This is a genomic window from Paraburkholderia sp., assembly GCF_035656215.1.
In the GTDB taxonomy this organism is placed as follows: Bacteria; Pseudomonadota; Gammaproteobacteria; order Burkholderiales; family Burkholderiaceae; genus Paraburkholderia.
This window is the reverse complement of record NZ_DASRSY010000435.1, coordinates 1-21,647: the sequence shown is the minus strand read 5'-3', so window position 1 is coordinate 21,647 and position 21,647 is coordinate 1. Positions and strand designations below refer to the sequence as shown.

17 protein-coding genes and 1 pseudogene are annotated in these 21,647 nt (G+C 61.3%); 9 read left to right on the top strand and 9 right to left on the bottom strand.

Going from position 1 to position 21,647, the window contains the following annotated elements; genetic code table 11:
• The 7 genes from VFE81_RS25550 to VFE81_RS25520 all read right to left on the bottom strand — a co-directional run.
• On the bottom strand, positions 1-579 hold a 579-nt coding region (locus tag VFE81_RS25550), incomplete at its 3' end, for a transglutaminase family protein (RefSeq protein WP_325047243.1).
• A gap of 11 nt (positions 580-590) precedes the next feature.
• Positions 591-1,541: an alpha-E domain-containing protein gene (locus tag VFE81_RS25545; protein WP_325047242.1), complete on the bottom strand. Its 951-nt coding sequence runs from the start codon at positions 1,539-1,541 to the stop codon at positions 591-593.
• Between the two features lie 126 nt (positions 1,542-1,667).
• Complete coding sequence (locus VFE81_RS25540; RefSeq protein ID WP_325047241.1) at positions 1,668-3,077, bottom strand: circularly permuted type 2 ATP-grasp protein; 1,410 nt, start codon at positions 3,075-3,077, stop codon at positions 1,668-1,670.
• Between the two features lie 411 nt (positions 3,078-3,488).
• A complete protein-coding gene (locus VFE81_RS25535; RefSeq protein WP_028198339.1) occupies positions 3,489-3,941 on the bottom strand; it encodes an HU family DNA-binding protein in 453 nt (150 codons plus the stop codon).
• 442 nt (positions 3,942-4,383) lie between these two features.
• Complete coding sequence (locus VFE81_RS25530; RefSeq protein ID WP_325047240.1) at positions 4,384-5,145, bottom strand: tetratricopeptide repeat protein; 762 nt, start codon at positions 5,143-5,145, stop codon at positions 4,384-4,386.
• Positions 5,142-7,196, bottom strand: coding sequence for a bifunctional 2',3'-cyclic-nucleotide 2'-phosphodiesterase/3'-nucleotidase (locus tag VFE81_RS25525; RefSeq protein ID WP_325047239.1), 2,055 nt, complete (start codon positions 7,194-7,196; stop codon positions 5,142-5,144). The genes VFE81_RS25530 and VFE81_RS25525 overlap by 4 nt, the downstream gene beginning before the upstream one ends.
• A 187-nt stretch (positions 7,197-7,383) precedes the next feature.
• Positions 7,384-8,862 carry a PLP-dependent aminotransferase family protein gene (locus tag VFE81_RS25520; RefSeq protein WP_325047238.1) on the bottom strand — a complete coding sequence of 493 codons (1,479 nt, stop codon included), beginning with the start codon at positions 8,860-8,862 and terminating at the stop codon, positions 7,384-7,386.
• A 113-nt stretch (positions 8,863-8,975) separates the two neighbouring features.
• On the opposite strand from VFE81_RS25520, the gene VFE81_RS25515 reads away from it, so the two are divergent.
• The gene (locus VFE81_RS25515; protein WP_325047237.1) at positions 8,976-9,413 is read left to right on the top strand and encodes a carboxymuconolactone decarboxylase family protein; all 438 of its coding nucleotides are present in this window, start codon (positions 8,976-8,978) and stop codon (positions 9,411-9,413) included.
• Positions 9,414-9,673: 260 nt separating this feature from the next.
• Here VFE81_RS25515 and VFE81_RS25510 read toward each other — a convergent pair whose 3' ends face one another.
• Positions 9,674-11,215: an oligopeptide:H+ symporter gene (locus VFE81_RS25510; RefSeq protein ID WP_325047245.1), complete on the bottom strand. Its 1,542-nt coding sequence runs from the start codon at positions 11,213-11,215 to the stop codon at positions 9,674-9,676.
• A 615-nt stretch (positions 11,216-11,830) separates the two neighbouring features.
• Between VFE81_RS25510 and VFE81_RS25505 the strand changes: the two are divergent.
• The 3 genes and pseudogenes from VFE81_RS25505 to VFE81_RS25495 form a co-directional block, all read left to right on the top strand.
• Positions 11,831-12,721 (top strand): annotated as a pseudogene (locus tag VFE81_RS25505) (ABC transporter ATP-binding protein); the annotation flags it as partial.
• A 175-nt stretch (positions 12,722-12,896) separates the two neighbouring features.
• Positions 12,897-14,483 (top strand): OprD family outer membrane porin, encoded by a 1,587-nt coding sequence (locus tag VFE81_RS25500; RefSeq protein WP_325047236.1) that lies wholly within the window; start codon positions 12,897-12,899, stop codon positions 14,481-14,483.
• Positions 14,484-14,686: 203 nt separating this feature from the next.
• Positions 14,687-15,877 carry a DUF6402 family protein gene (locus VFE81_RS25495; RefSeq protein ID WP_325047235.1) on the top strand — a complete coding sequence of 397 codons (1,191 nt, stop codon included), beginning with the start codon at positions 14,687-14,689 and terminating at the stop codon, positions 15,875-15,877.
• Positions 15,878-16,440: 563 nt separating this feature from the next.
• Here VFE81_RS25495 and VFE81_RS25490 read toward each other — a convergent pair.
• A complete protein-coding gene (locus VFE81_RS25490) occupies positions 16,441-17,319 on the bottom strand; it encodes an IclR family transcriptional regulator (protein ID WP_325047234.1) in 879 nt (292 codons plus the stop codon).
• Positions 17,320-17,622: 303 nt separating this feature from the next.
• Here VFE81_RS25490 and VFE81_RS25485 point away from each other — a divergent pair, with 303 nt between their 5' ends.
• From VFE81_RS25485 to VFE81_RS25465, 5 genes are all read left to right on the top strand, one after another.
• Positions 17,623-18,714 carry an ABC transporter ATP-binding protein gene (locus VFE81_RS25485; RefSeq protein ID WP_325047233.1) on the top strand — a complete coding sequence of 364 codons (1,092 nt, stop codon included), beginning with the start codon at positions 17,623-17,625 and terminating at the stop codon, positions 18,712-18,714.
• Entirely contained in the window at positions 18,707-19,621 is a 915-nt protein-coding gene (locus tag VFE81_RS25480; RefSeq protein WP_325047232.1) for an ABC transporter permease, read from the top strand. The genes VFE81_RS25485 and VFE81_RS25480 overlap by 8 nt, the downstream gene beginning before the upstream one ends.
• 16 nt (positions 19,622-19,637) lie before the next feature.
• Positions 19,638-20,432: an ABC transporter permease gene (locus tag VFE81_RS25475; RefSeq protein WP_120344644.1), complete on the top strand. Its 795-nt coding sequence runs from the start codon at positions 19,638-19,640 to the stop codon at positions 20,430-20,432.
• Positions 20,433-20,455: 23 nt separating this feature from the next.
• Positions 20,456-20,863 (top strand): (2Fe-2S)-binding protein, encoded by a 408-nt coding sequence (locus tag VFE81_RS25470; RefSeq protein ID WP_325047244.1) that lies wholly within the window; start codon positions 20,456-20,458, stop codon positions 20,861-20,863.
• Positions 20,860-21,647, top strand: a 788-nt coding sequence (locus tag VFE81_RS25465; protein ID WP_325047231.1) for an FAD/NAD(P)-binding oxidoreductase, incomplete at its 3' end; no start/stop codon positions are given. The genes VFE81_RS25470 and VFE81_RS25465, both read left to right, overlap by 4 nt.

Genomic DNA, 21,647 nt, shown 5'->3' with positions numbered 1-21,647 from the left:
TTCGCCGGGTTCGATGTAGCCACTCACGTAACGCGCCGGAATGCCACGCGCGCGACAGCAGGCCAGCATCAGATGCGCATGGTCCTGGCACACGCCGTTGCCGAGCGCGAGCGCCTGGGCGGCCGTGCTGGTGACTTCGGTGATGCCCGGGTTGTACTTCACGCGCTGCACGATCTGTTCGGACAATTCGATCAGATTGCTCGAACTCGCGAGGCTCGGCACCGATTCGGCCAGCTCGCGGATCGCCGCGTCGGCCTCGGTGAGACGCGTCGAGCAGGTGAAGTGCTCGAGCGGAATCGGGCCGACTGCGTCGGGCAGCTGGCCGTTGATCAGCGGGATCGTGTCCACTTCGCCCGTTACATGCAGACGAATCTCGCCGTGCGGTTTGTTGATGACGAGCGTATGCAGCACATTGCCATAAGCGTCGAAGGTGGCGTCGAGCTTGCCGGGCGCATCGATGCTCCAGCGCCGCACCACCTGCGAGGTGCCGCTCGACGGCGTCAGACGCAGTTGCTGGATCGAATAATGGACAGTCGCTTCGTAACGATAGGACGTGTCGTGGCGGATCGTCAGGACCATATAAAACTCCGTCAGGCGACTGGCAGCATCAGATAGGTACGCGCAACCAGATTACCGAGCTCGAACACGCGAGCAAGGAACTGCGTCAGATAGGCGTGCAGGCCGGCTTCGAAAATCTGCCGGATGTCGGAATACACCAGCTCGGCGCGCAGCTTGCCGGCAAACCGCTCGCACTGGTTCGAGCCCGGCGTGCGCAGCATCGCCAGATTCGCGCAGACGCCTTCGAGCGAAGCCAGCAACGAGCGCGGCATCTGCTGGTTCAGAATCATCAGTTCGACCACCCGCGCCGGCGTGACGACATCGCGATACACCTTGCGATAAATCTCCAGCGCCGACACCGAACTGAGAATCGAAGTCCAGTAGTAGAAGTCTTCGAGCTGGCGCGCGGCATCGCGTGAATTCGGCTCGACGTCGGCAAAGCGCACGTCGAGAATCCGCGCGGTGTTGTCGGCGCGTTCGAGAAAAGTGCCGAGCTGCGTGAAGAAGAACGCGTCGTCCTGCAACGCGGTGCCGATCGTCACACCGCGCGACAGGTGCGAGCGGAACTTCACCCACTCAAAGAGCGCGCCCGGATTGCTCGACGCCTGGCCCGACGCGGCGCGTTCGTTAAACTCGAGCCAGGTGTCGTTGATGGTTTCCCACCACTCGGTCGTCAAGGTGCCGCGCACGGCGCGGGCGTTTTCTCGCGCGGCCTGCAAACACGAATGAATGCTCGACGGATTGGTCGCATCGGCCACCATGAAATCGAGCACATGTTCGCGGGTCGGTTCGTCGTAGCGTTGCGCGAAGGCGGATTCGAGTTCGGAGATGCGCAGCACCGAGCGTTGCGCGCGCGCCTCCTGTTCGGGCGTTTGCGGCAACAGCAGCGCCTTCAGGTTGATGTCGAGCATGCGGGCGGTGTTCTCCGCGCGCTCCATGTAGCGGGCCATCCAGAAGAGGTGATCGGCGGTTCGGCTTAGCATGACGGCGTTCCGTATCTGATGACGCGAGACCTTTGCACAAGTAAAAGGTCCGCGCTGGTTATCCGTGTGCGCCGGCGACAGTTTGACTCGTCTGCCGGTGCGTTAGGTTGCTGGCGCGGTTGCGCGTCAGTCGACCATCCACGTATCTTTGGTACCGCCTCCCTGCGACGAATTGACGACGAGCGAGCCCTCCTGCAAGGCCACGCGCGTGAGACCACCCGCGCACATCGTCACGCTCTTGCCGGACAGCACGAAGGGACGCAAATCGATATGGCGCGGCGCAATGCCCGCTTCGACAAAGGTCGGACACGCGGAGAGCGCCAGCGTGGGCTGCGCGATATAACCCGCGGGCCGTGCAATCAGACGTTCGCGGAACGATTCGATTTCGGCTTTCGTCGACGCAGGCCCCACCAGCATCCCGTAACCGCCCGCGCCGTGCACTTCCTTCACAACCAGTTCCGGCAGATGCGCGAGCGTGTACGCGAGATCGTCGGGCTTGCGACACTGGAACGTGGGCACGTTGTTGAGGATCGGCTTCTCGCCGAGGTAAAACTCGATCATTTCCGGCACGTACGGGTAGACCGATTTGTCGTCGGCGATGCCGGTGCCCATGGCGTTCGCCAGCGCGACACGTCCGGCGCGATACGCGGTCAGCAGACCCGGCACGCCCAGCGCCGAATCGTTGCGGAAGGCGAGCGGATCGAGAAAATCGTCGTCGACGCGGCGGTAGATCACGTCGACGCGCTTCGGCCCCTGCGTGGTGCGCATGAACACATAGTTGTCGTCGACGAACAGATCCTTGCCTTCCACCAGTTCGACGCCCATCTGCTGCGCGAGGAAGGTGTGCTCGAAATAGGCGGAGTTGTACATGCCCGGCGTGAGCACCACCACGACCGGATCGTCGACACCTTCGGGCGCAACCGAGCGCAGTGTGTCGAGCAGCAGATCGGGATAATGTGCGACCGGTGCAATGCGGTTTTGCACGAACAGTTCGGGGAAAAGCCGCATCATCATCTTGCGGTTTTCCAGCATGTAGGACACGCCCGACGGCACCCGCAGGTTGTCTTCGAGCACGTAGAACTCGCCCTCGTCGCCCGCGCGCACCACGTCGACCCCGGCAATATGCGCGTAAACACCGAGCGGCACGTTGACGCCCTGCATTTCAGGCCGGTATTGCGCGTTTGTATAGACCTGTTCGGCCGGCACGATACCGGCACGCACGATGTTGCGATCGTGATAGACGTCGTGGATAAAAAGATTGAGCGCCTGCACCCGCTGTCGCAAACCGGCCTCGAGCGTCTGCCATTCGCTGCGCGGAATGATGCGCGGAATCAGATCGAAGGGGATCAGCCGCTCGGTGCCGGACAAATCGCCGTTCACCGCAAAGGTGATGCCGACCCGGCGGAACAGCAGGTCGGCTTCCGCGCGTTTGCGTGCGATCGCCTCATTGCCCTGCTTCACCAGCCACCGCTCAAAGCGCGCGTAGTGTGGCCGCACGGCATCGTCATGATGACGCATCTCGTCATAGCATCGCATGTCACGCCCCGCTCTTGTTGTCGGATAGAAGGCGAATGCGCTGCGCATTCGGTGTTCGACAATCGTTGAAGCAAGCGCTATGCCATTGAGCTTTTTACGTGCCAAACACGGTGCATGCACGCTAAGAGCGCATCCCGACCGGCATGGCTTCGCTGCCATCGTACTGCGGCGACCCATGATGCGCTAGTACGGTGCATAAGGGGCACCGCGGCGGGCGGTGGCGGGTTCGCGGAACCACAGCAGACGCGCATAAAAAATCCCCGGGGATTCGCATCCACGGGGATCTGGACAACTTGCACTGCGGGTCGGCTCAAACGTTAACCACGGTTAAAAGCGCACGGTTAAAAGCACACGGTTAAAACCCAGGGTTAATAACGCACGGTCAAAACCGCGGCAACGCATGAAGCACGATCAGCCTGCTGCTGCGTCTTTCAGCTTCTTCAGCGGACGTGCCTTGATGCGCACGCTAGCCGGCTTGGCCGGGAACCAACGCTCTTCGCCCGAGAACGGGTCTTTGCCGAAGCGCTTCTTCTTCGCCGGCACAGCTTGCACGACGATCTTCAGAAGACCCGACAGCGTGAATTCGCCAGCGCCCTTCTTGTGCACTGCGCCGAGGATCGTGTCTTCGAGCGCGGCCAGCACAGCCTTGGCAGCCTTCGGTTCAACAGCAGCGCGTTCAGCAACGTGAGCAGCCAGCGAGGCCTTCGTGAAGGTGTCCTTGATCGGCGACGGAGCGCTGGACGCCTTCACGGCGACCTTCTTAGCTGCGACGGCTTTCTTCGCAGGAACTTTCTTTGCAGCAACCTTCTTGGTCGGTACCGGGGCAGCAGCCTTCTTTGCCACCTTTTTTGCGGAAGTCGGCATGTTTCTCCTACCTGTAGTGGTCAGTGAATTGCACGAAGCGCACACGGTATGTGCACGCTTCAACGCCGGATTCTACAAGCGCTAATACGATTTGCGCGAATCTTTTGTGTATAACAGCGAAGGTTTGTTGCGCGGCGCAGACTGCGCAACACATTTTGATCCTTGTTTTAGCGGGTAAACGTGCGTCGGCGAGGTCTGCAACACGAACACGTAAAGCGCGTTACAAGTCGTTTCGATGCATGAATAGAGGCACTTTCGGCGCCGGACGATGGCCGGCGGATCGCGATTCGAAGCAGCTCGATGGCAAAACCATCGCTCTCCGGCGCACTCGCGATGCCGAATCACGCGACGGAAAAAACACGCCCCCTGCAGCGAAAGTCTCTGCAGGGGGCGGCTAACCTTGCTCTGCGACAGAAAATCGCAGGCGCGTTTCAACGCACGATCAGGGCCGGCTGACGTGCTTCAGATCGTGCTCGCTCTCTTTCACGTGGGCCCAGTACTCGTCTTCGTCGCGCGCCATGCCGAGCTCGCCGTTGCGATACGCGATCGCCAGCGCCAGATTGGCCTCGGGTAACTCCGCATTGGCCGCGCGTGTCAGCCATTGCAGCGCCTGGGCGTCGTCGTGCGGCAGCGTCGTGCCGAAACGGTACTCGTTGGCGAGCTGGAATTGCGCGAGCGGTACGCCCGCTTGCGCCGCCTGTTCGAGCCAGCGAACTGCAAGGCGGGGATCACGCGCGACGCCGTAGCCGTTGCGATAAAGCGTCGACAGATCGTAAGCAGCCTGCGGATCATGCGATGCGGATTCGCTCAACCAGCGGCGGCTTTCCACGTAATCCGGCGCGATGCCGGGCAGTCCGCGCAACAGCAGATGTCCGAGCGTGGCCCGCGCGCCCGGCACAGCGTCGAGCGCAAGTTGACGATACAACTCGACGCCGTCGCGCCGTTCGTCGAGTTGCACCGAGCTCACCAGCACGTCGGCGAGAGCCTCACGCGCCGCCGCATTGCCGAACGCCGCGGCAAGGCGCAACCGCCACACCGGCCACGCCGCGTGCGTGGCTGTGCCCTGCATCCGCCACTCGTCGATCTGCACGTTGGACACGGGCGTCGCCACGCGCGTGGCCGCGACCGTACCGGCAGCGAGCGCGACGGCCATCGCGATAGTCACCGCCACGGCCGCCCGCGGCAGATAGAAGCGCGCCGTCATTGGTTGAGGTCCACCGAGTAGACCGCGAGACCCTTGCCGGTGCCGTCGTCGGTCTGGAGCTGGGTGACGTTGGTGATGCCGTTGGCCTGCGCGAGCGCTACCAGGTTCGGCGCCGCCTTGAACGTCACCTGCCCGGCCGTCGCCACCTTCGCGAAGCGCCAGCTACGGTCGCTGCCGTTGTTCGCCCCCTTGATGGTTTGCACCTTCTTGATGTAGGCGATCAGGACGTCGCGGCTCGCATCCGGCGAGGCGTAAATCGTCTTGCTGCCATCCAGACCCGGGAAATTGCCGCCGCCGCTCGCACGATAGTTGTTGGTCGCGACGATGAACGGCTGCGACTCCGAGATCGCCGCGCCCTGATATTTCAGGTTGCGGATCCGGCTGCCGACTGCCTGGGTGACGTCGATTTCGTAGCTGAAATCCTTCGACGTGATCATGTCGAAGTTATAGCCCGGATAGGTACTGACCAGCGCCTGCGCCGCCGTATTGGCCGGATCGATCTTGTTGAAGCGCTTCGCCGCGGTTTCGAGCCACGCCTTCAGATCGGCGCCCGTCACCTTCACCGCATAAATCGTGTTCGGGTACAGGTAGAGATCGGCGGCGTTGTTGATCGCAACGTTGCCTTGCGAGACGTCGGTGAAATCGTTGCCGCCGCCAAAACCGCTCTTGAACGGCGCGCTCACCGACAGCACCGGAATGCCCGCATATTGCGGCAGATTCGCGTTGATGTAGTCCTGCGTGTAGGCCGCCTGCGCCTGGTTGACGATTTCGATGGCCGACACGTCGCCCACATCCGCGAAATACGTGCTCATGCGGAAATCGGTCGTGCCGATCGGCGTTTTCACATAGTTGATGGTCGCGTTGTGTTCGGCTGCGATCGCCTGCGAGATCGCCGGATCGACTGCCACGTAGCTGTTATCCGCGTTCTGGATCGAGCGCGCTTCCGCCGTGCTCGAATTGCGGTCCACCGTCCACGTACCGTTCGTGTAGTTCAGCGCGAGTTTGATCACGCCGAGATGCTTGCCCCAGAAATTCGCCATCACGGTCGGCACGCCGTTGACGGTGCCCTTCACCTTGTCGACGCCCGGCAGGTTGAATTGCGTGACCGTGCTGTTCTTATCGGGGAATACCTGATGCGAGTGGCCGATCAGCAGCGCGTCGATGCCAGGCACCTTCGAAAGATAGTAGCTGCCGTTTTCCATCGACGGCGAATAGGTCGAATTGTCGAGCCCGCCATGCGACATCGCGACGATGATCTGCGCGCCCTTCGCCTTCATTTCCGGCACATACTTCGACGCACTTTCCACCAGCCCCTGCGTGTAGACGTTGCCGTCGAGCCAGCGCTTATCCCACGCCATGATCGCGGGCGGCGTAAAGCCGATCACGCCGATTTTCACCGGCGCGCTGACGGTCTTGCCGTCGGGCGTGGTGGCGGTGAGCGTGCGTTCGAGGATCGTGTACGGCTTGAAAATCGGCTGCTGCGATTTCGCGCCGAGCACGTTCGAGAGCACCAGCGGGAAGTTCGGCCCCGCGCACGCCGGTTGCGACGCGACCGGACTCATGTTCGGCACGTCGAACGCGTTGCCGGTGACTTGCGCCAGGAACGGCAGGCCGTAGTTGAATTCGTGATTGCCGATGGTGCCCGCGTCGTACTTCAGCAGGTTCATCACCTTGTAGACGCCGAGCGTCGTCTTGCAATCGATCGGCGCGACCTGCGCCTGGTAGTCGGCGAGCGCTGTGCCCTGGATCGTGTCGCCGTCGTCGAGCAACATCGTGTTCGGGAATTCCTTGCGCGCCGCCGCGATTAGCGTCGCCGTGCGCTCCAGACCGAGTGACTTGTCTTCTGCCAGCTTGTAGTAGTCGTAGCTGAGGAGATTGGTGTGGATGTCGGTGGTTTCCAGCAACGCAAGCGTCGCCTTCGTACCGTTCGCCACCTGCGGCTGCGGCTGCGACTGCGGCGTATCAATGTCGCTGCTGCTGCATGCCGTGATGCCGATCGCGCTCAATGCGCCTAATGCACCCAGGGCGCTGGCCACACGAAGCGTGCGCATCCTCTTTCCTGCCATAAACGTTACTCGCATCCCTACCATCCTCCGGGTTGTTGTCTTGTCGCGCCGGTCCATTCGGGCCGACACTGCCTTACAAACAATTACAGAGGCGCAAGGTTACGGCTGGTTTGTGACAACGATTTGTATGGCATTAGATAGGCTTAAGTAATGTTTTTCGTACTCCGGGTCGTCAGCGCGTGAGGCGCGGCAGGATACCGGCGAGCTTCGTGAGTGCCGCGTCGATATGTTCGACGGCGATGCTGCCGTAGCCGAACATCAGGCTGGGCTGCGGTTTCACGCGCTGATGAAACGGCGCGAGTCCATACAAACCGATCGACGCTTCACGCGCCGCGCTCACCAGCGCCTCCTCGGTCAACGGCGCCTTCAGCCGCGTGGCCATATGGATGCCGGCAATCGGCACGATCGGCTCGAACCACGGCGCGAGATCGCCCCGCAGATGCTTCAGCAGCATCGCGCGACGGCCCGCATAGATCTTATGCATGCGCCGCAGATGCTTGGCGAAGTCGCCGTTGAGCATGAAGGTCGCGAGCGCGGTTTGTGTGAGCGTGCAGCCGTGCCAGTCGGCGATCTGCCGGGCCTTGAAGAGCGGACCATAGAGGGAGGCCGGCGGCACCACGTAGCCGACCCGCAGCTCCGGGAAAATCGTCTTCGAAAACGTGCCCACGTACGCGACGAGACCGGCCCGGTCGAGACTTTTCAGCGGCTCCATCGGCCGGCCTTCGAAGCGGTACTCGCAGTCGTAATCGTCCTCGATGATCACGGCGCCACGTTTCTGTGCCCATTCGAGCAACTCGACGCGCCGCTCCAGACTCATCGGCATGCCGAGCGGAAACTGATGCGAGGGCGTCACGTAGACGAGCCGCGCCTTGTCCGGGAGCTTGCTCACGATCAGGCCTTCGGCGTCCACCGGAACCGGCACCACGCGTGCGCCCGTGGCCATGAAGCATGCCCGCGCCGGTGGATAGCCGGGGTCCTCGATCGCCGCGATCTCACCAGGCCGCAAGGTGATGCGCGCGATCAGATCGAGCGCGTGCTGCGCACCTTGCGTGACGATCACCTCCTCCCAGTTGCTCACGACCGCCCGGTTGAACGCCAGGTAGCGCGAAATCGCGAGACGCAACTCCTGCTCGCCGGCTGCGTCGCGATACGTGCCTCGACCGCGCGCTTGCACACGCAATGCGTGGTTCACACAGCGGCGCCAGACATCGAAGGGGAACAGCGATTTGTCGGTCGCGCCGCCGACGAAATCGTGCGGCGAGGCCACCGTGGGCAACGGCAACGGCAGGGGCTCGGACATCTGCTCCCACAGCGGCTGGGCGCGCGCCGCCGATTTTGGTTTCGCCTTCGCCCGTTCGCGCGCCGTCTCAGCGGCCAGTGCATGCGGCGAGCGCTCCACCGGCAGACGCTCCAGACCGTCAGCCACGAACGTGCCCGAACCGGCGCGGGCGCTCAGATAGCCCTCAGAAAGCAGCCGTTCGAATGCCTCGAGGGTGGTCTTGCGCGACACGCCCAGTTGCGTGGCGAGATCGCGCGTGGACGGCAACCGCGTGCCGCCGGCGAGACGCCCTTCGAGTATGCCGGCACGCAACTGCCGGTAGATCTGTCCTGACAGATCGTGACGCCCTTCTACCGCGATATGGATCTCCATCCGAGTGGTTACCTCAAATATCCGAGAAATGGTTATTCCGAAAGACCAATGCCAATCGTAAGCTTACCTCCGTCGCCGCCATCGGAGCGGAAACTTACGATAAGGAACAGTTCATGCAAGCCCGTCTCGACTTCTACAAAGCCAGCCCAGGCGGCACCCGCGCGATGCGCGCGCTCGAAGAAACCATCGGCAAAAGCACGATCGACAAACCGCTCGCGGAACTGGTGCGGATCCGCGCATCGCAGCTGAACGGCTGCGCGTTCTGCCTCGATATGCACGTGACGGACGCGCGCAAGCACGGCGAAACCGAGCGGCGCCTGGCAACAGTGGCGGCATGGCGCGAAGCGCCGTTCTTCACCGAGCGCGAACGCGCGGCGCTCGAATGGACCGAATCGGTCACGCTGGTCGCGCAAACACGTGTACCGGATGAGGTATGGGAAGCGGTGAAGCCGCATTTCACCGAGCAGGAGATGAGCGACCTGACCTTGCTGATCATCGCGATCAACGGCTGGAACCGGATTGCGGTTTCGTTCCGGAAAATGCCGGAGTAAATGCGCGGAGCAGGTGCGACTACACGCGAGCGAGCACGCGCAACGCATGAAACGCAAAATGGCGCGCCCCGGTGACGCGAGGCGCGCCATTTTTATTGCGCTGCCGAGTGGCAAGTCGCATGTTGGCGAACGGCCGACGCAAAGTTTCTTGCGACCGGCCAGCGGTTCCGTGTGAACTGCGCGTGGTTACTTGCGGCCGGTGACCGGTGAGCGGCGCTGTGACGCCCCGCTGTGACGCCCCTTTACAGGCTGCGGCGAAATTACTCCGCCACCGCCCCACTCAATGCAGCCGTTTGCCGCGCATTCTCACGCGCTTCGTCGCTGCAGCGCTGATGTTCACGCGACAGCTTGCGCATCAGCGGCAACAGCAGCACGGCGACCAGCGCGCCCGCTGCCGCGAGCCAGCCCAGGCCCGTAAACAGCTTGACGTACAACGGCAACGATTCGAGCGGGTCCATATCGCCTGCCGGCATCTGCGCGAAGTTCGCGACCACGCTGCCCAGATACTGCGACACGCCGGTTGCCACGAAGTAAGCGCCCATCATGAAGCCGCTCATCCGCGCCGGCACGTAGCGCGCGATCATCGCGAGACCGAGTCCGCTCACCAGCAGTTCGCCGAGCGAATACAAGCCGTAGCCGCCCACCATGAACCATGACGACACGCGCCCGTTCACCGCATAGTTGCCGCTCGCCGCATACACGAAGAAGCCGGCCGCTACCACCGCGAAGCCGAATGCGTACTTGACCGCCACCGGCACGTCCTTCCCGCTCTTCGCGAGCTTCGTATAGAGCAGCGCGAGTACCGGGCTCAGCAACATGATCCAGATCGGATTGAGCGCCTGGAACTGCGCAGCGCTCCACGTGAACCACGTCTGGCCGAACAGAATGAAACGCGGATCGACGTTGCGCAGCGCGAACAGCGTGAGCGACGTCGACATCTGCACGTAGAACACGAAAAACAGGATCACTTGCGCGGTCAGGATCAGCGCCGCAACCAGACCCGAGCGCTCCGAGCGTTCGCACTTCATCAGCATGTAGCCGAAGATCGCCAGAATCGCGACGCCCGCCGTGTACACGCAAGCCACCGCAATTGCCTTGTGCTGCAGCACGAACATCGTTACCGTGCCGAGCACGATACCGCCCAGCGCGACCGCGCCGACGCGCTTCCAGCGGATCGGTTCGGCGTCCGGCGTGGAGCCGATATGCGCGAGCGTGCGGAACATGATGAAGTAGTTCAACACTGACAGCAGCATGCCCGCGCAGCAGACCGCGAATGCCGTGTGCCACCCCCAATGGTCCTTGATCCATGGCGTCGCGAGCATCGACGCCGTCGAGCCGATATTGACCGCCATGTAGTAGATCGTGAATGCACTGTCGATGCGTGCGTCGTCGCCTTCATAGATGCGGCGCACGAGGTTCGCGGCGTTTGCCTTGAAAAGCCCGTTGCCCACCACGATCACGCCGAGCGACGCGTACATGTAGCTCAATTGCTCGTTGGGCAGCGCCAGCATGAAATAGCCGGCCGCCAGCACGAAGGCGCCGAAGATCATCGTGCGGCGCGCGCCGAGAATCTTGTCGCCGATCCAGCCGCCGATCGACGGCGCCGCGTACACCAGCGCCGTAAACGCGCCCCAGGTGAGGGTGGCGTGGCTGTCGGTGAAGTTCAGCTTGTCGATCATGAACAGGACCAGCAGCGCGGCCATCCCGTAGTAACCGAAGCGCTCCCACATCTCGATCAGAAAGACCGTCGAGAACGAACGGGTCTGCGAGACGCGTGCGCCTGGGGGATTGGACGAATTCATCATGTACCTCTTGTTCTTACGGTTGCGGCGGCGCGTGGGCTGACCACGCGGCGCGAAAAACTGGATCTGGAAAAACGGTCGATGAACCATGCGCGACGCGGCGCACGCATTTGCATGTGCGTAGTCGGTGGCACGCTCATCTACATGTTCATCTGGAAACTGAACTGCGCGCTCATTTGCAAACTGAACTGCAAACTGAGGCGCCGGTACCAACAGAAAAACCAGAGTATGGGATAGAGGCCCGCCACGCGGTACGTTCCGAAGGAAGTCGCCCTAGGGGGCGCTGCGCCACATCAGGCTCGGGCTCCGGCAAGCGGAACGGGCTCAATGATAAAGCATCGCGGAAAACGGGGATCGGGCGGCCGGCGAACCGGAGGGCGGCTATCCGGCGGACGGCAGATGGCGGCCGCGCCAGGCGGCGGGCGCAAAGCCCGCGGCGGGAAAAATCGGCAGTGATAGTCATGTCCTCATGCCGGCCAGCGTTCGGATGGAACGTGCCGGACAACGCTCCGCCGCGCAGGATCGCTGAGTGCGGAATGAAAAACAGCGGCCGGCGTCGCGTCTGATACAAACACGTGCGCCCAACCGCCAAGCGGGGCTGATTCTGCAAATAGAACCGTTGGCCTCGTCGGTGAATCGGGTTGCGGCAAGTCCACCTTGGCGCGCGCGATCATCGGCCTCGCGCCGGTGGCAAGCGGCAACGTGCGTTGGCTCGACAAGGAAACCGTGCTACCGGGCGCGCGCCGCGATACCTCGCGCTTGCGCCGCGACGTGCAGATGATTTTCCAGGACCCGCTTGCCTCACTCGATCCGCGCATGACGATCGAACAGATCGTCGCCGAACCCTTAACCACTTACGGCCAGGACATTGCGCGCACCGACGTGCAGCGGCGTGTTCTGACAATGCTCGAACGCGTCGGCCTCAATGCGCAGCATCTGCGCCGCTATCCGCACGAGTTTTCCGGCGGCCAGTGTCAACGCGTCGGCATTGCGCGTGCGTTGATTGGCGAACCGCAGCTGGTGATATGCGATGAACCGGTGTCGGCGCTCGACGTGTCGATCCAGGCGCAGATCGTCAATCTGTTGCGCGATCTGCAGCGCGAGTTGTCGCTGTCGCTGCTGTTCGTCGCGCACGATCTCGCGGTCGTCAAGGCGATCAGCCACCGCGTGCTGGTGATGTATCTGGGACGTGTGATGGAATTCGGCGACAAGCGCGACGTGTATGGCACGCCACGTCATCCGTACACGCGCGCGTTGCTGTCGGCCGTGCCAGTGCCCGATCCAGTGGTTGAACGCGCACGCCGTCATCTGCTGTTACGCGGCGAGATTGCGTCGCCGCTCAGTCCGCCCTCCGGCTGCGCGTTTCGCACGCGCTGCCCGGATGCGATCGAGGCCTGCGCGAACGAGATTCCGCAGCCTGTCACGCATGGTGCGAGCGCAACACGCATCGCGTGCATTCGCGTGAGCGACGCCCCGACGGAAGTGCCCTTGGCGCACGCCCCGTAGGCAACCCCTTGGGACATGGCTAAAAAAAAAGTCTGAAAATTTAAACCGTATTCCCCCGGCGCGGCAGACCGTCGCGCCGTTGGATTCGTTCGTCCTGTCATCAGCAGGACGAACGATAAGCATGGACTGGCCAACCGTCAGCCAAAGATTCACCAAAATAACAGAGACGTTCTATATGAAAGATAGCCGAACAAAAAACCGGTCAAAAAAAACTAGTGCAGCCACCTTCTTTTACTGCGCATTCACCCTAGCCGCGCTGACCATTGGCGCGAGTGCTTATGCCGACGACGCCGTAGGGGAGCCCACCTCCGATACGACGAAAACTCAAACTCTCGCGCAAACGTTGTCCTCTTCCGGGCAGCGGTCGCAAGCTTCGTCAGTGTCACAGGCGAACGCGGCCAACGCCTCCGGCAAGCGCGGAGCGGACCAGGGCGGCCAGGTACGCAACGATCAACCCGACACCACTAACGCCATCGTCAACGCAGAAGCCAACCAGACAGTCACACCGCCCGCGCCGCTGTCGAGCCAGGCGGCGAGCAAGGGTTTTATCGCCGACAGCCATCTGAATCTGCAATTCCGCAATTACGCCGACTACTTCCAGGCCCCCACCTCGATCTATCGGCATGCGTGGATTCAGGGCGCGCAAGCCAACTATGAATCAGGCTTCACGCAAGGCCCGGTCGGCTTCGGCGTCGACGCGTCACTGTTCACCGCGCTCAAACTCGACGGCGGCAACGGCGCCAGCAACATGGTGCACGTAGGCAAGGATGGCGGCGGCTCGCAACAGCTCGCGTGGGCTTACCCCGGCATGTACGACATCAAGGGACGCATTTCGGAAACGGTCGTGAAGTACGGTTTGCAGATCGTCACCAACCCGTTCCTCGAGCCACACGATCGCGCGCTGCCGCCGACATTCCTCGGTGTCTCGATGGTCAGCAACGATCTGGTTCATACGACGCTCGAGGGCGGCAGTTTCACCAAAGTCGACGCACGCGGCCACACGAACCTGACCAACTTGACCACCTCGTACGGCGGCACGCGTATCGATCGCCTGACTTACGTGGGTGGTACGTGGCACTACGCGAAGAACGGGGAAATGGCGCTGTATGTCGACCAGGCGGACGACGTCTGGCGTCAGTACTATGGCTCGGTGGCGCAGTCGTTCGGCGATCCGACCACCATCAAGTGGAGCGGTCTCGCGAACATCTATTCGACGCACGATACCGGCGCATCACGCCAGGGGCACATCAACAGCAACGCGTACAGTTTGTCGGTCTCAGCGCAGCACGGCCCGCACGCGCTGCTGCTCGGTTACCAGCAAGTGCTCGGCGACCAGTTTTTCGACTACGTCAACGAAACCAACGGTATCTACCTGACCAACTCGATGGACGTCGACTACAACGCGCCGCATGAGCAGTCGCTGCAATTGCGCTACACGTTCGACGGCAAATACGCCGGCGTGCCGGGGTTCAAGGCGATGTTCTGGGGCGAGTACGGCTGGGGCGCGGACGCATCAGCAGGTGCCGCGGATAATGCTTCGGCGTCGGCGCCGCTGCACAACCTGTACTGGAAGAACGGTGAACCGGTGCATGGTCACCATCACGAGTTCGGCTTCATTCCGAGCTATACGCTGCAAAGCGGTCGCTTCAAGGACACCAAGGTCACGTTCATCGCGATGTGGCACAACGCCTCGCGCTATTACTCCGATGGCAACAATATGGAGTACCGGCTGGTGGTGAATGTGCCGGTGAAGGTGTTCTGAGTTTGGTGGGTTTTATGGCCTTGTGTATGGGTCCCTAAACAGCGTTCTTTTGTGCGTGCAGGTGTGGCGGAGGTACATCTGCACGTGCCGAATCGACATAAACATGTTTTTCGAGATGCGTGAGCCGGTTAGGATTACTGATCCGAAAAAACGGCAGCGAATCGTAGCCGGAAATCGGCATCCCGAAACCGTATGCGAAAAAAATGCCCCTCTCCAACTATGGGAAAATCCCCTACTACAAAACAAACAACGTCCTTTGGCGATGGACTCTATGCGACGGCAATGTCGGATGTCAGATTGTGCCGGATGTAAATCTTTCGAGTGACAAAGCTCCACCCGCACTGCGTGATCAATCGCAACCACCACCGGTCCCGAAAGAACCTCGCAACAAAAAAGAAGTTGGCGATGGTTTGCTGGCAGTACTGGAGGCAACAGCCCGTTTCAGGAAATGGCTGGACACTCCTGGTCCGCCTAAGCCCCCGACGGCCGCGCAGGCGGCAAGGGCAGACGCTGTACCGGTATTTGACATACAGGAGATTCCCGGTGCGATGCGCAAGAACTTCATGTCCAAATCGGCCATGCTGATGGAAAAGTGGTTCGCTGGTGAGTTAAACTATTCATCCACCGATAGCGACGAGAAGGCGGAGATCAATCAGGATGGCAAGCCATATCCACCCAGCATGTATGATACGACCACGATAAAGCTGGACTGGGTGTTGAATTTCAGGCGAGCAAAGGACCAATACGATGCATTGGTCAATACTGCGATCCGTAGCCCTAGAGCCATGCAACAACTTGCTCTGACTCTCTCCCGGTACAAACGAAGCTGCGCTGAACTCGACACATGGGATTTCAGCGGGAAGCGTCTTGCAAACCTGCATAGACATTTTCAATTTCAGCACGTGGGCGTCGAAAGTACTCTCTCGCAAAAAATCAGCCAGTTCATTGCTTCGAACATGACGAACGGAGGGACGCCAGACGATCTGACAGGGGCGCTCGGTTCGTTCAACTTCTATGCTGCTATCGCATATGCCGAATTTAACAGCGATGCTACGGCCGCCAAGGTGAAAGGCATCTACGTATATGTCCGGGATAACTACACTTTCACGGATAAGCTCGGCGAAGCATCACAGTATCTGGGGCACTGGAGCCGAAATGGAGTTGTTATCGTCCCCTACAATGCCGGGGCCTCGATCCTCGATAAACCGTGGCTTCCTTACGTTGACTATCCCGTTGCGGTCGGGGATGTGCGCGTGAGCGGGAACATCTACTACCCCGTCAAAAACAGTTCATTCCGGCAGTGGGCGATGCGACATAAACGCGGCGGCGACTTTGTCGTCTATTCGGATTGTCGTTTCGTGCCGATTTACCCACCCATGACAGTCCACCTTTGATGGGAATGCAAGGATATTCCGAAGGCATGACGGCGTTCTATGCGCTCGTCCTTGTTGCGCTGGTTGTGCTGGTTAGCTTCGTCTGGTCGCTGGTCATCACTTTTTCGCAATCAACAGGACGAGCTACGCGCCTCAGACGTATCGCCGGATTGTGGGCTAAGTGGATTGTCTGCGTGGCCGTGCTATGGGTTGTGGTCAATTACTGGCTCAGTGCTGACCTGAGGTCAAAAGCACATGACTGCAGCAAGATCACCTCAGATGGAGGACGTTACACAGCCGAACTGTGCCTACTGCAATGGAATCCCGGGGGGGATTCTGACTACATAGGCCGCGTGTACAACGCAAAAGATGGCGAACTATTGGCCGAGCGAACATTCAGCACGCCAGTACCGGAGTTGTCGTGGTTGACCGAGGAAAATGTTTCATTCTCGAAAGGTGGCGATGATTCTTCCTGGGTAACGCTGCCACCCTCACTGTATGACAGACTGCTAGCCAAAATACCCCAGCGGGTCTTGCGGTTTGCCTGCCGATCATTACGACGTGGCGCCTTACTCCGATCACACCTACCCCGCAATCCGCTCGGTCGTCATCGCTCGCGACAAACCATGCATCGGCCGGCGCAGCGCGACGTCGAAGGGATTGGTTTGCGGGCCGATCGCATCCGCCTGGCGCCGCAGCAATTCGACCACCATCGGCAAACGATCTTCGCCGAGACGCGCCGCCAGCGTGCCGACGCTAAGCGCCGCCACCGCGACGCCCGTGCGGTCCAGAATCGGCACCGCCACGCCCGCCATGCCGTCGAGCACCCCGCTATTGCGACCCGCGTAACCGAGTTGGCGCACACGTTCGATTTCGGTGCGCAAATACACTTCGTCAAGTACGCCATAGCCGCGAATCCGCGGCACGTTAAAGCGAATGATCTCTTCACGCTCCGCTTCCGGCAGGAACGCGAGAATCGCCAGGCTTCCCTGACCGACACCCAGTGCGACGCGCCCGCCAATATCGCCGGTGAACGAGCGAATCGGAAACGGCCCTTCGCAGATGTCGAGACACACCGCGTCGAAACTGCTTTTGACCAGCAGAAAAATCGTGTCGCCGAGGCTCGCGCACAGCCGCAGCAACGCCGGGCGACACAGCGTGCGCATGCCGCTCGGATTGCCGGCCTGCGCGGCGAGCGCAAAGAAATCGACGCTCAGCCGATAAAGCTTCGAGCTTTCGTCCTGTTCGACGATGCCTTCCGCGATCAGCGCATGAAGAATGCGGTGCACCGTGCCTTGCGTGAGACCCACCGCCTTCGCGAGACGCGTGACGCGGCCGCCGTCGGGTTGCGCTTCGGATAACGCACGGATCACCGCGAAGGCGCGCTCCAGCATCCCCGGGCCGGGCGCACTGCCCACTTCGGCCAGATCGGAATCGGCATCTCGTTTGGCGGCAGCATTCATCTCTAGCGCTCCGAATTATTTCATTGATCGGAACACTATAGAGTGTTTTACCCGTGAATGGAATATTACCGGCACGCTCGTTCCATTCGAACTTGATCCTGATTCATAGGGATTTTCCGGACCTCATGCAGCGGAACAGTTCGTACACATTCTCGCCAAACTATTCCGTCCAACGGAATTTTTTTGAATCTTATACCGCCAATCGGAATTTGAAATTGACGTCCTGCAATTTGGCTGGATAGAGTCGGCTCCATCGAGGCAGTTGCCGATTGAACCGGTGTCGACCCATCCAAAGGCCAGATCATGTCGTCCCTCACACTCACGGACGTCGCGAAATCGTTCGGCGATCTGCAGGCAGTCGCCGACGTGAACCTGTCAGTTGAAAAAGGCGAGTTCGTTTCGTTGCTTGGCCCGTCCGGCTGCGGCAAGACCACTACGTTGCAGATGATCGCGGGCTTCGTCGAAACGACACGCGGGCGCATCACGCTCGATGGCCGCGATATCACGCACATGAAGCCGAACAAGCGCGGCCTCGGCATCGTATTCCAGAGCTACGCGCTGTTTCCGCATATGAGCGTCGCTGACAACGTCGGCTTCGGACTCGAGATGCGCAACACCGACAAAGCCGAGCGCAAGGCGCGCGTGCGCGAGGCGCTGGCGCTGGTGCGGCTCGATACGCTCGCACACCGCTTTCCGCGCGAGTTGTCCGGCGGGCAGCGGCAGCGTGTGGCGCTTGCCCGCGCGATCGTGATCGCGCCGCCCGTGTTGCTGCTCGACGAACCCATGTCGAACCTTGACGCCAAGCTACGCGAAGACATGCAGTTCGAACTGCGCACCATTCAGCGCAAGATCGGCACGACCACCATTATGGTCACGCACGACCAGTCGGAGGCGCTGTCGATCAGCGACCGCGTGGTGGTGATGGAAGCAGGCCGTATTACGCAGATCGACACGCCGTACGAAGCTTACGAGCGGCCTGAAAACAGATTCGTCTCGCAGTTCATCGGCAAGGCCAACATGCTGGCGGGCACGGTGGTGGCACGCGACGGCGACGCGATCCGCATCGACCTCGGACACGATCTCGCCGAGACCGGCCACACCGCGCAACTGCCGATGCGCGAACGCGTGGTAGGCGTCGGCGATGCGGTGACGTTGTGCATTCGCCCGGAAAAGCTGCGCCTGTGCGCGCCGAATACGGGACGTCTGGCGGCCACGGTGACAAGCCGCTTCTTCCTCGGCAGCCAATGGCTGTATCGCATGGACAGCCGGCTCGGCGAAGTGCTGGTGTGCTGCCAGAACGAAGGCACCGAGCCGCTGCCGGAAGGCGCGGCGGTGGGTGTCGACTGGAACAGCGAGGCGATCCGCTTCATTCAACGGGATGCGCATCATGGCTAGTACGCTGCCCGCTTCGGACAACAACAGCATGAAGACCGGCAATGCGCGCCGCGCGCCGTGGCAGGCGTTTTTGCCCTTGTGGCTGATGTGCACGCCGGCTTTCCTGCTGTTTGCCACGCTCGTGCTGGTACCGCTCGTGATGACGCTGGTACTGACCTTCTATCGCTTCGATCCGTCGAGCGGCCCACTCGCGGCATTCCAGTTCGGCAATTATGCGGAAGTGCTGAAATCGTCGTATTTTCACACGATCTTCCTGCGCACCTTCGGCATCGCTTTTCTGACCACCCTGCTGTGCATCGTGATCGGCACGCCCGAAGCGTACGTGCTGTCGCGCATGCGCGATCCGTATCGCTCGATGTTCCTGCTGATCATTCTCGCGCCGCTGCTGGTCTCGGTCGTGGTTCGCGCATTTGGCTGGAGCATGCTGCTCAACAGCAACGGTCTCGTGAATCAGGCGTTCGGTCTCGTCGGGCTCGGGCCATACAAGCTCGAATACACCACCTTCGCCATCGTCATTGCACTGATGCATGTGATGCTGCCGTTCATGGTGATTCCGGTGTGGACCGCGTTGCAGAAGCTCGACCCGCAAACGGAAAACGCCGCGCTTTCACTAATGGCGTCGCCCGCCACGATCTTGCGCCGCATCGTGTTGCCGCAACTTACGCCTGGCATTCTGTCGGGCAGCCTGATGGTGTTCGGCCTGTCGGCGAGCGCGTTCGCGATTCCCGGCCTGCTCGGCGGACGGCGGCTGAAAGTTGCCGCCACCGCCGTCTACGACGAATTCCTCGGTTCGCTGAACTGGCCGCTCGGCGCGACCATCGCGCTCCTGTTGCTGGTCGCGAATCTGATCGTGATGCTCACTTACTACCGGGTTCTGGAACGCAAATACACCAGAAGCCTCGGCTGAACCTCGCGAGATCAACATGAGAAAAAACGGCCCCATTGCGCTGATTTTCCACACACTCGTTATTGCGTTCGTGCTCGCACCGCTCGTAATCGTGGTGCTGGTCGCCTTCACGCCCGACGAAACGCTCACACTGCCCACGCACGGCGTATCGCTGCGTTGGTTTCGCGCGATCCTCGATTATCCGGACTTCATCTCGGCGTTCTTCAACAGCCTGAAGCTGGCGTTCGCCTCTGCAACGCTGTCGTTGATCGTTGCTTTACCTGCCGCGTTGGCCATCGGTCGTGCTCGTTTTCCGGGCCGCGGGTTCCTCAACGGCTTACTGCTGTCGCCGTTGGTGATTCCCGGCCTCGTGCTCGGCATTGCATTGCTGCGCTTCTTCGCGCTGATCGGCGCAACGGGCTCGTTCGCGTGGCTCGTGCTCGCGCACATGATCATCATCACGCCGTTCGTCATGCGGCTCGTGCTGGCCTCGGTCAGCGGCCTCGATCGCAGCGTCGAACATGCGGCGCACTCGCTCGGCGCCGACGCGTGGACTACGTTTCGCCGCATCACCTTCCCGATGATTCTGCCGGGCATTACCGGCGGCTGGCTGCTCGCGTTCATCAACAGCTTCGACGAGCTAACGATGTCGATCTTCGTCACTTCGCCACAAACCGTCACGCTGCCGGTGCGCATGTACATGTACGCGACCGAATCGATCGATCCGATGATGGCGTCCGTCTCCGCGCTGGTGATCTTCATCACCGCAGGCGCGATGCTGTTGCTCGATCGCGTGTATGGGCTCAACCGGATTCTGATCGGCCAGCACTGATGTCTTCTACTGCCCTCTCTCACATGCCGTCGAATTTGCCGTCTTCCGAATCCGCTGCGCCGAAGCGTGATGCGCAATTCGTTCGCGTCACGGAAACACAGCGTGAACCGCTCGGCTTTTTTATCGACGGCCACGAAGTCTCCGCCTTGCAAGGCGATACGTTGCTGACCGCCGTGTTGATGCAGCAAAGGCGCGTGCGCGAAAGCGAATTCAGCGGCGCGCCACGTGCCGGCTTCTGCCTGATCGGTGCCTGCCAGGACTGCTGGATGCGTACGGAAGACGGGTTGCGTTTGCGCGCGTGCTCAACGCTGGTAACGCAAGGCATGCGCGTGATCACGCGGCTCGCTGAAGTGGCCCCGGTCGCTGCCGTTGCTTCTGATTCTGGCTCTGCTGCTGCCTCAACTTCGGCTGTAAACGGAGACATGCAATGAGCAACGAACACCGCGTGGTGATCGTCGGCGCGGGACCGGCAGGCGTGCGCGCCGCCGAAACACTCGTTGCGGCAGGCGTCAGGCCCATTGTGCTGGATGAAAACGCTCGCTGGGGCGGACAGATTTATCGTCAACCGCCCGCGAACGGCGCATTCCAGCGCTCCAAGAAAACGCTCTACGGTTTCGAAGCCCACAAAGCCGATGCGTTGCATACGACGATGGCCGCGCTTCTTCCGCACCTCGACTATCGCCCCGACACGCTGGCCTGGGCGTGTGAACCGGGCAGGCTCGATACGTTGCACGCGGGGCGCGAAATCAGCGTGCCGTTTTCGCATCTGATCATCGCGAGCGGCGCCACTGATCGCGTGTTGCCGGTGCCGGGCTGGACGCTGCCCGGCGTCTACACGCTGGGCGGGGCGCAGGTTGCGTTAAAGGCGCAGGGCTGTGCGATCGGTCAACGCGTGGTGCTGGCCGGCACAGGGCCGCTGCTCTATCTCGTGGCCTATCAGTACGTGAAAGCCGGTGCACAGGTGGTGGCCGTACTCGACACGAGTCCGCTATCGCAGCAGATTGCTGCCGCGCCGAAACTCGCGCGCCAACCCGCTACGTTCGCCAAAGGGCTCTATTACGTCGGCTGGTTGACATTGCGCGGCGTGCGGATCGAACGCGACGTGAGCCTGATCGGTATTCGTGGCGAGCAAGGCGTGAGTGCCATTGAATGGCGTTCTTCAGCAGACGGCTCGAAAACCGAAACCATCTCGTGTGACGCCGTCGGCATCAGCTT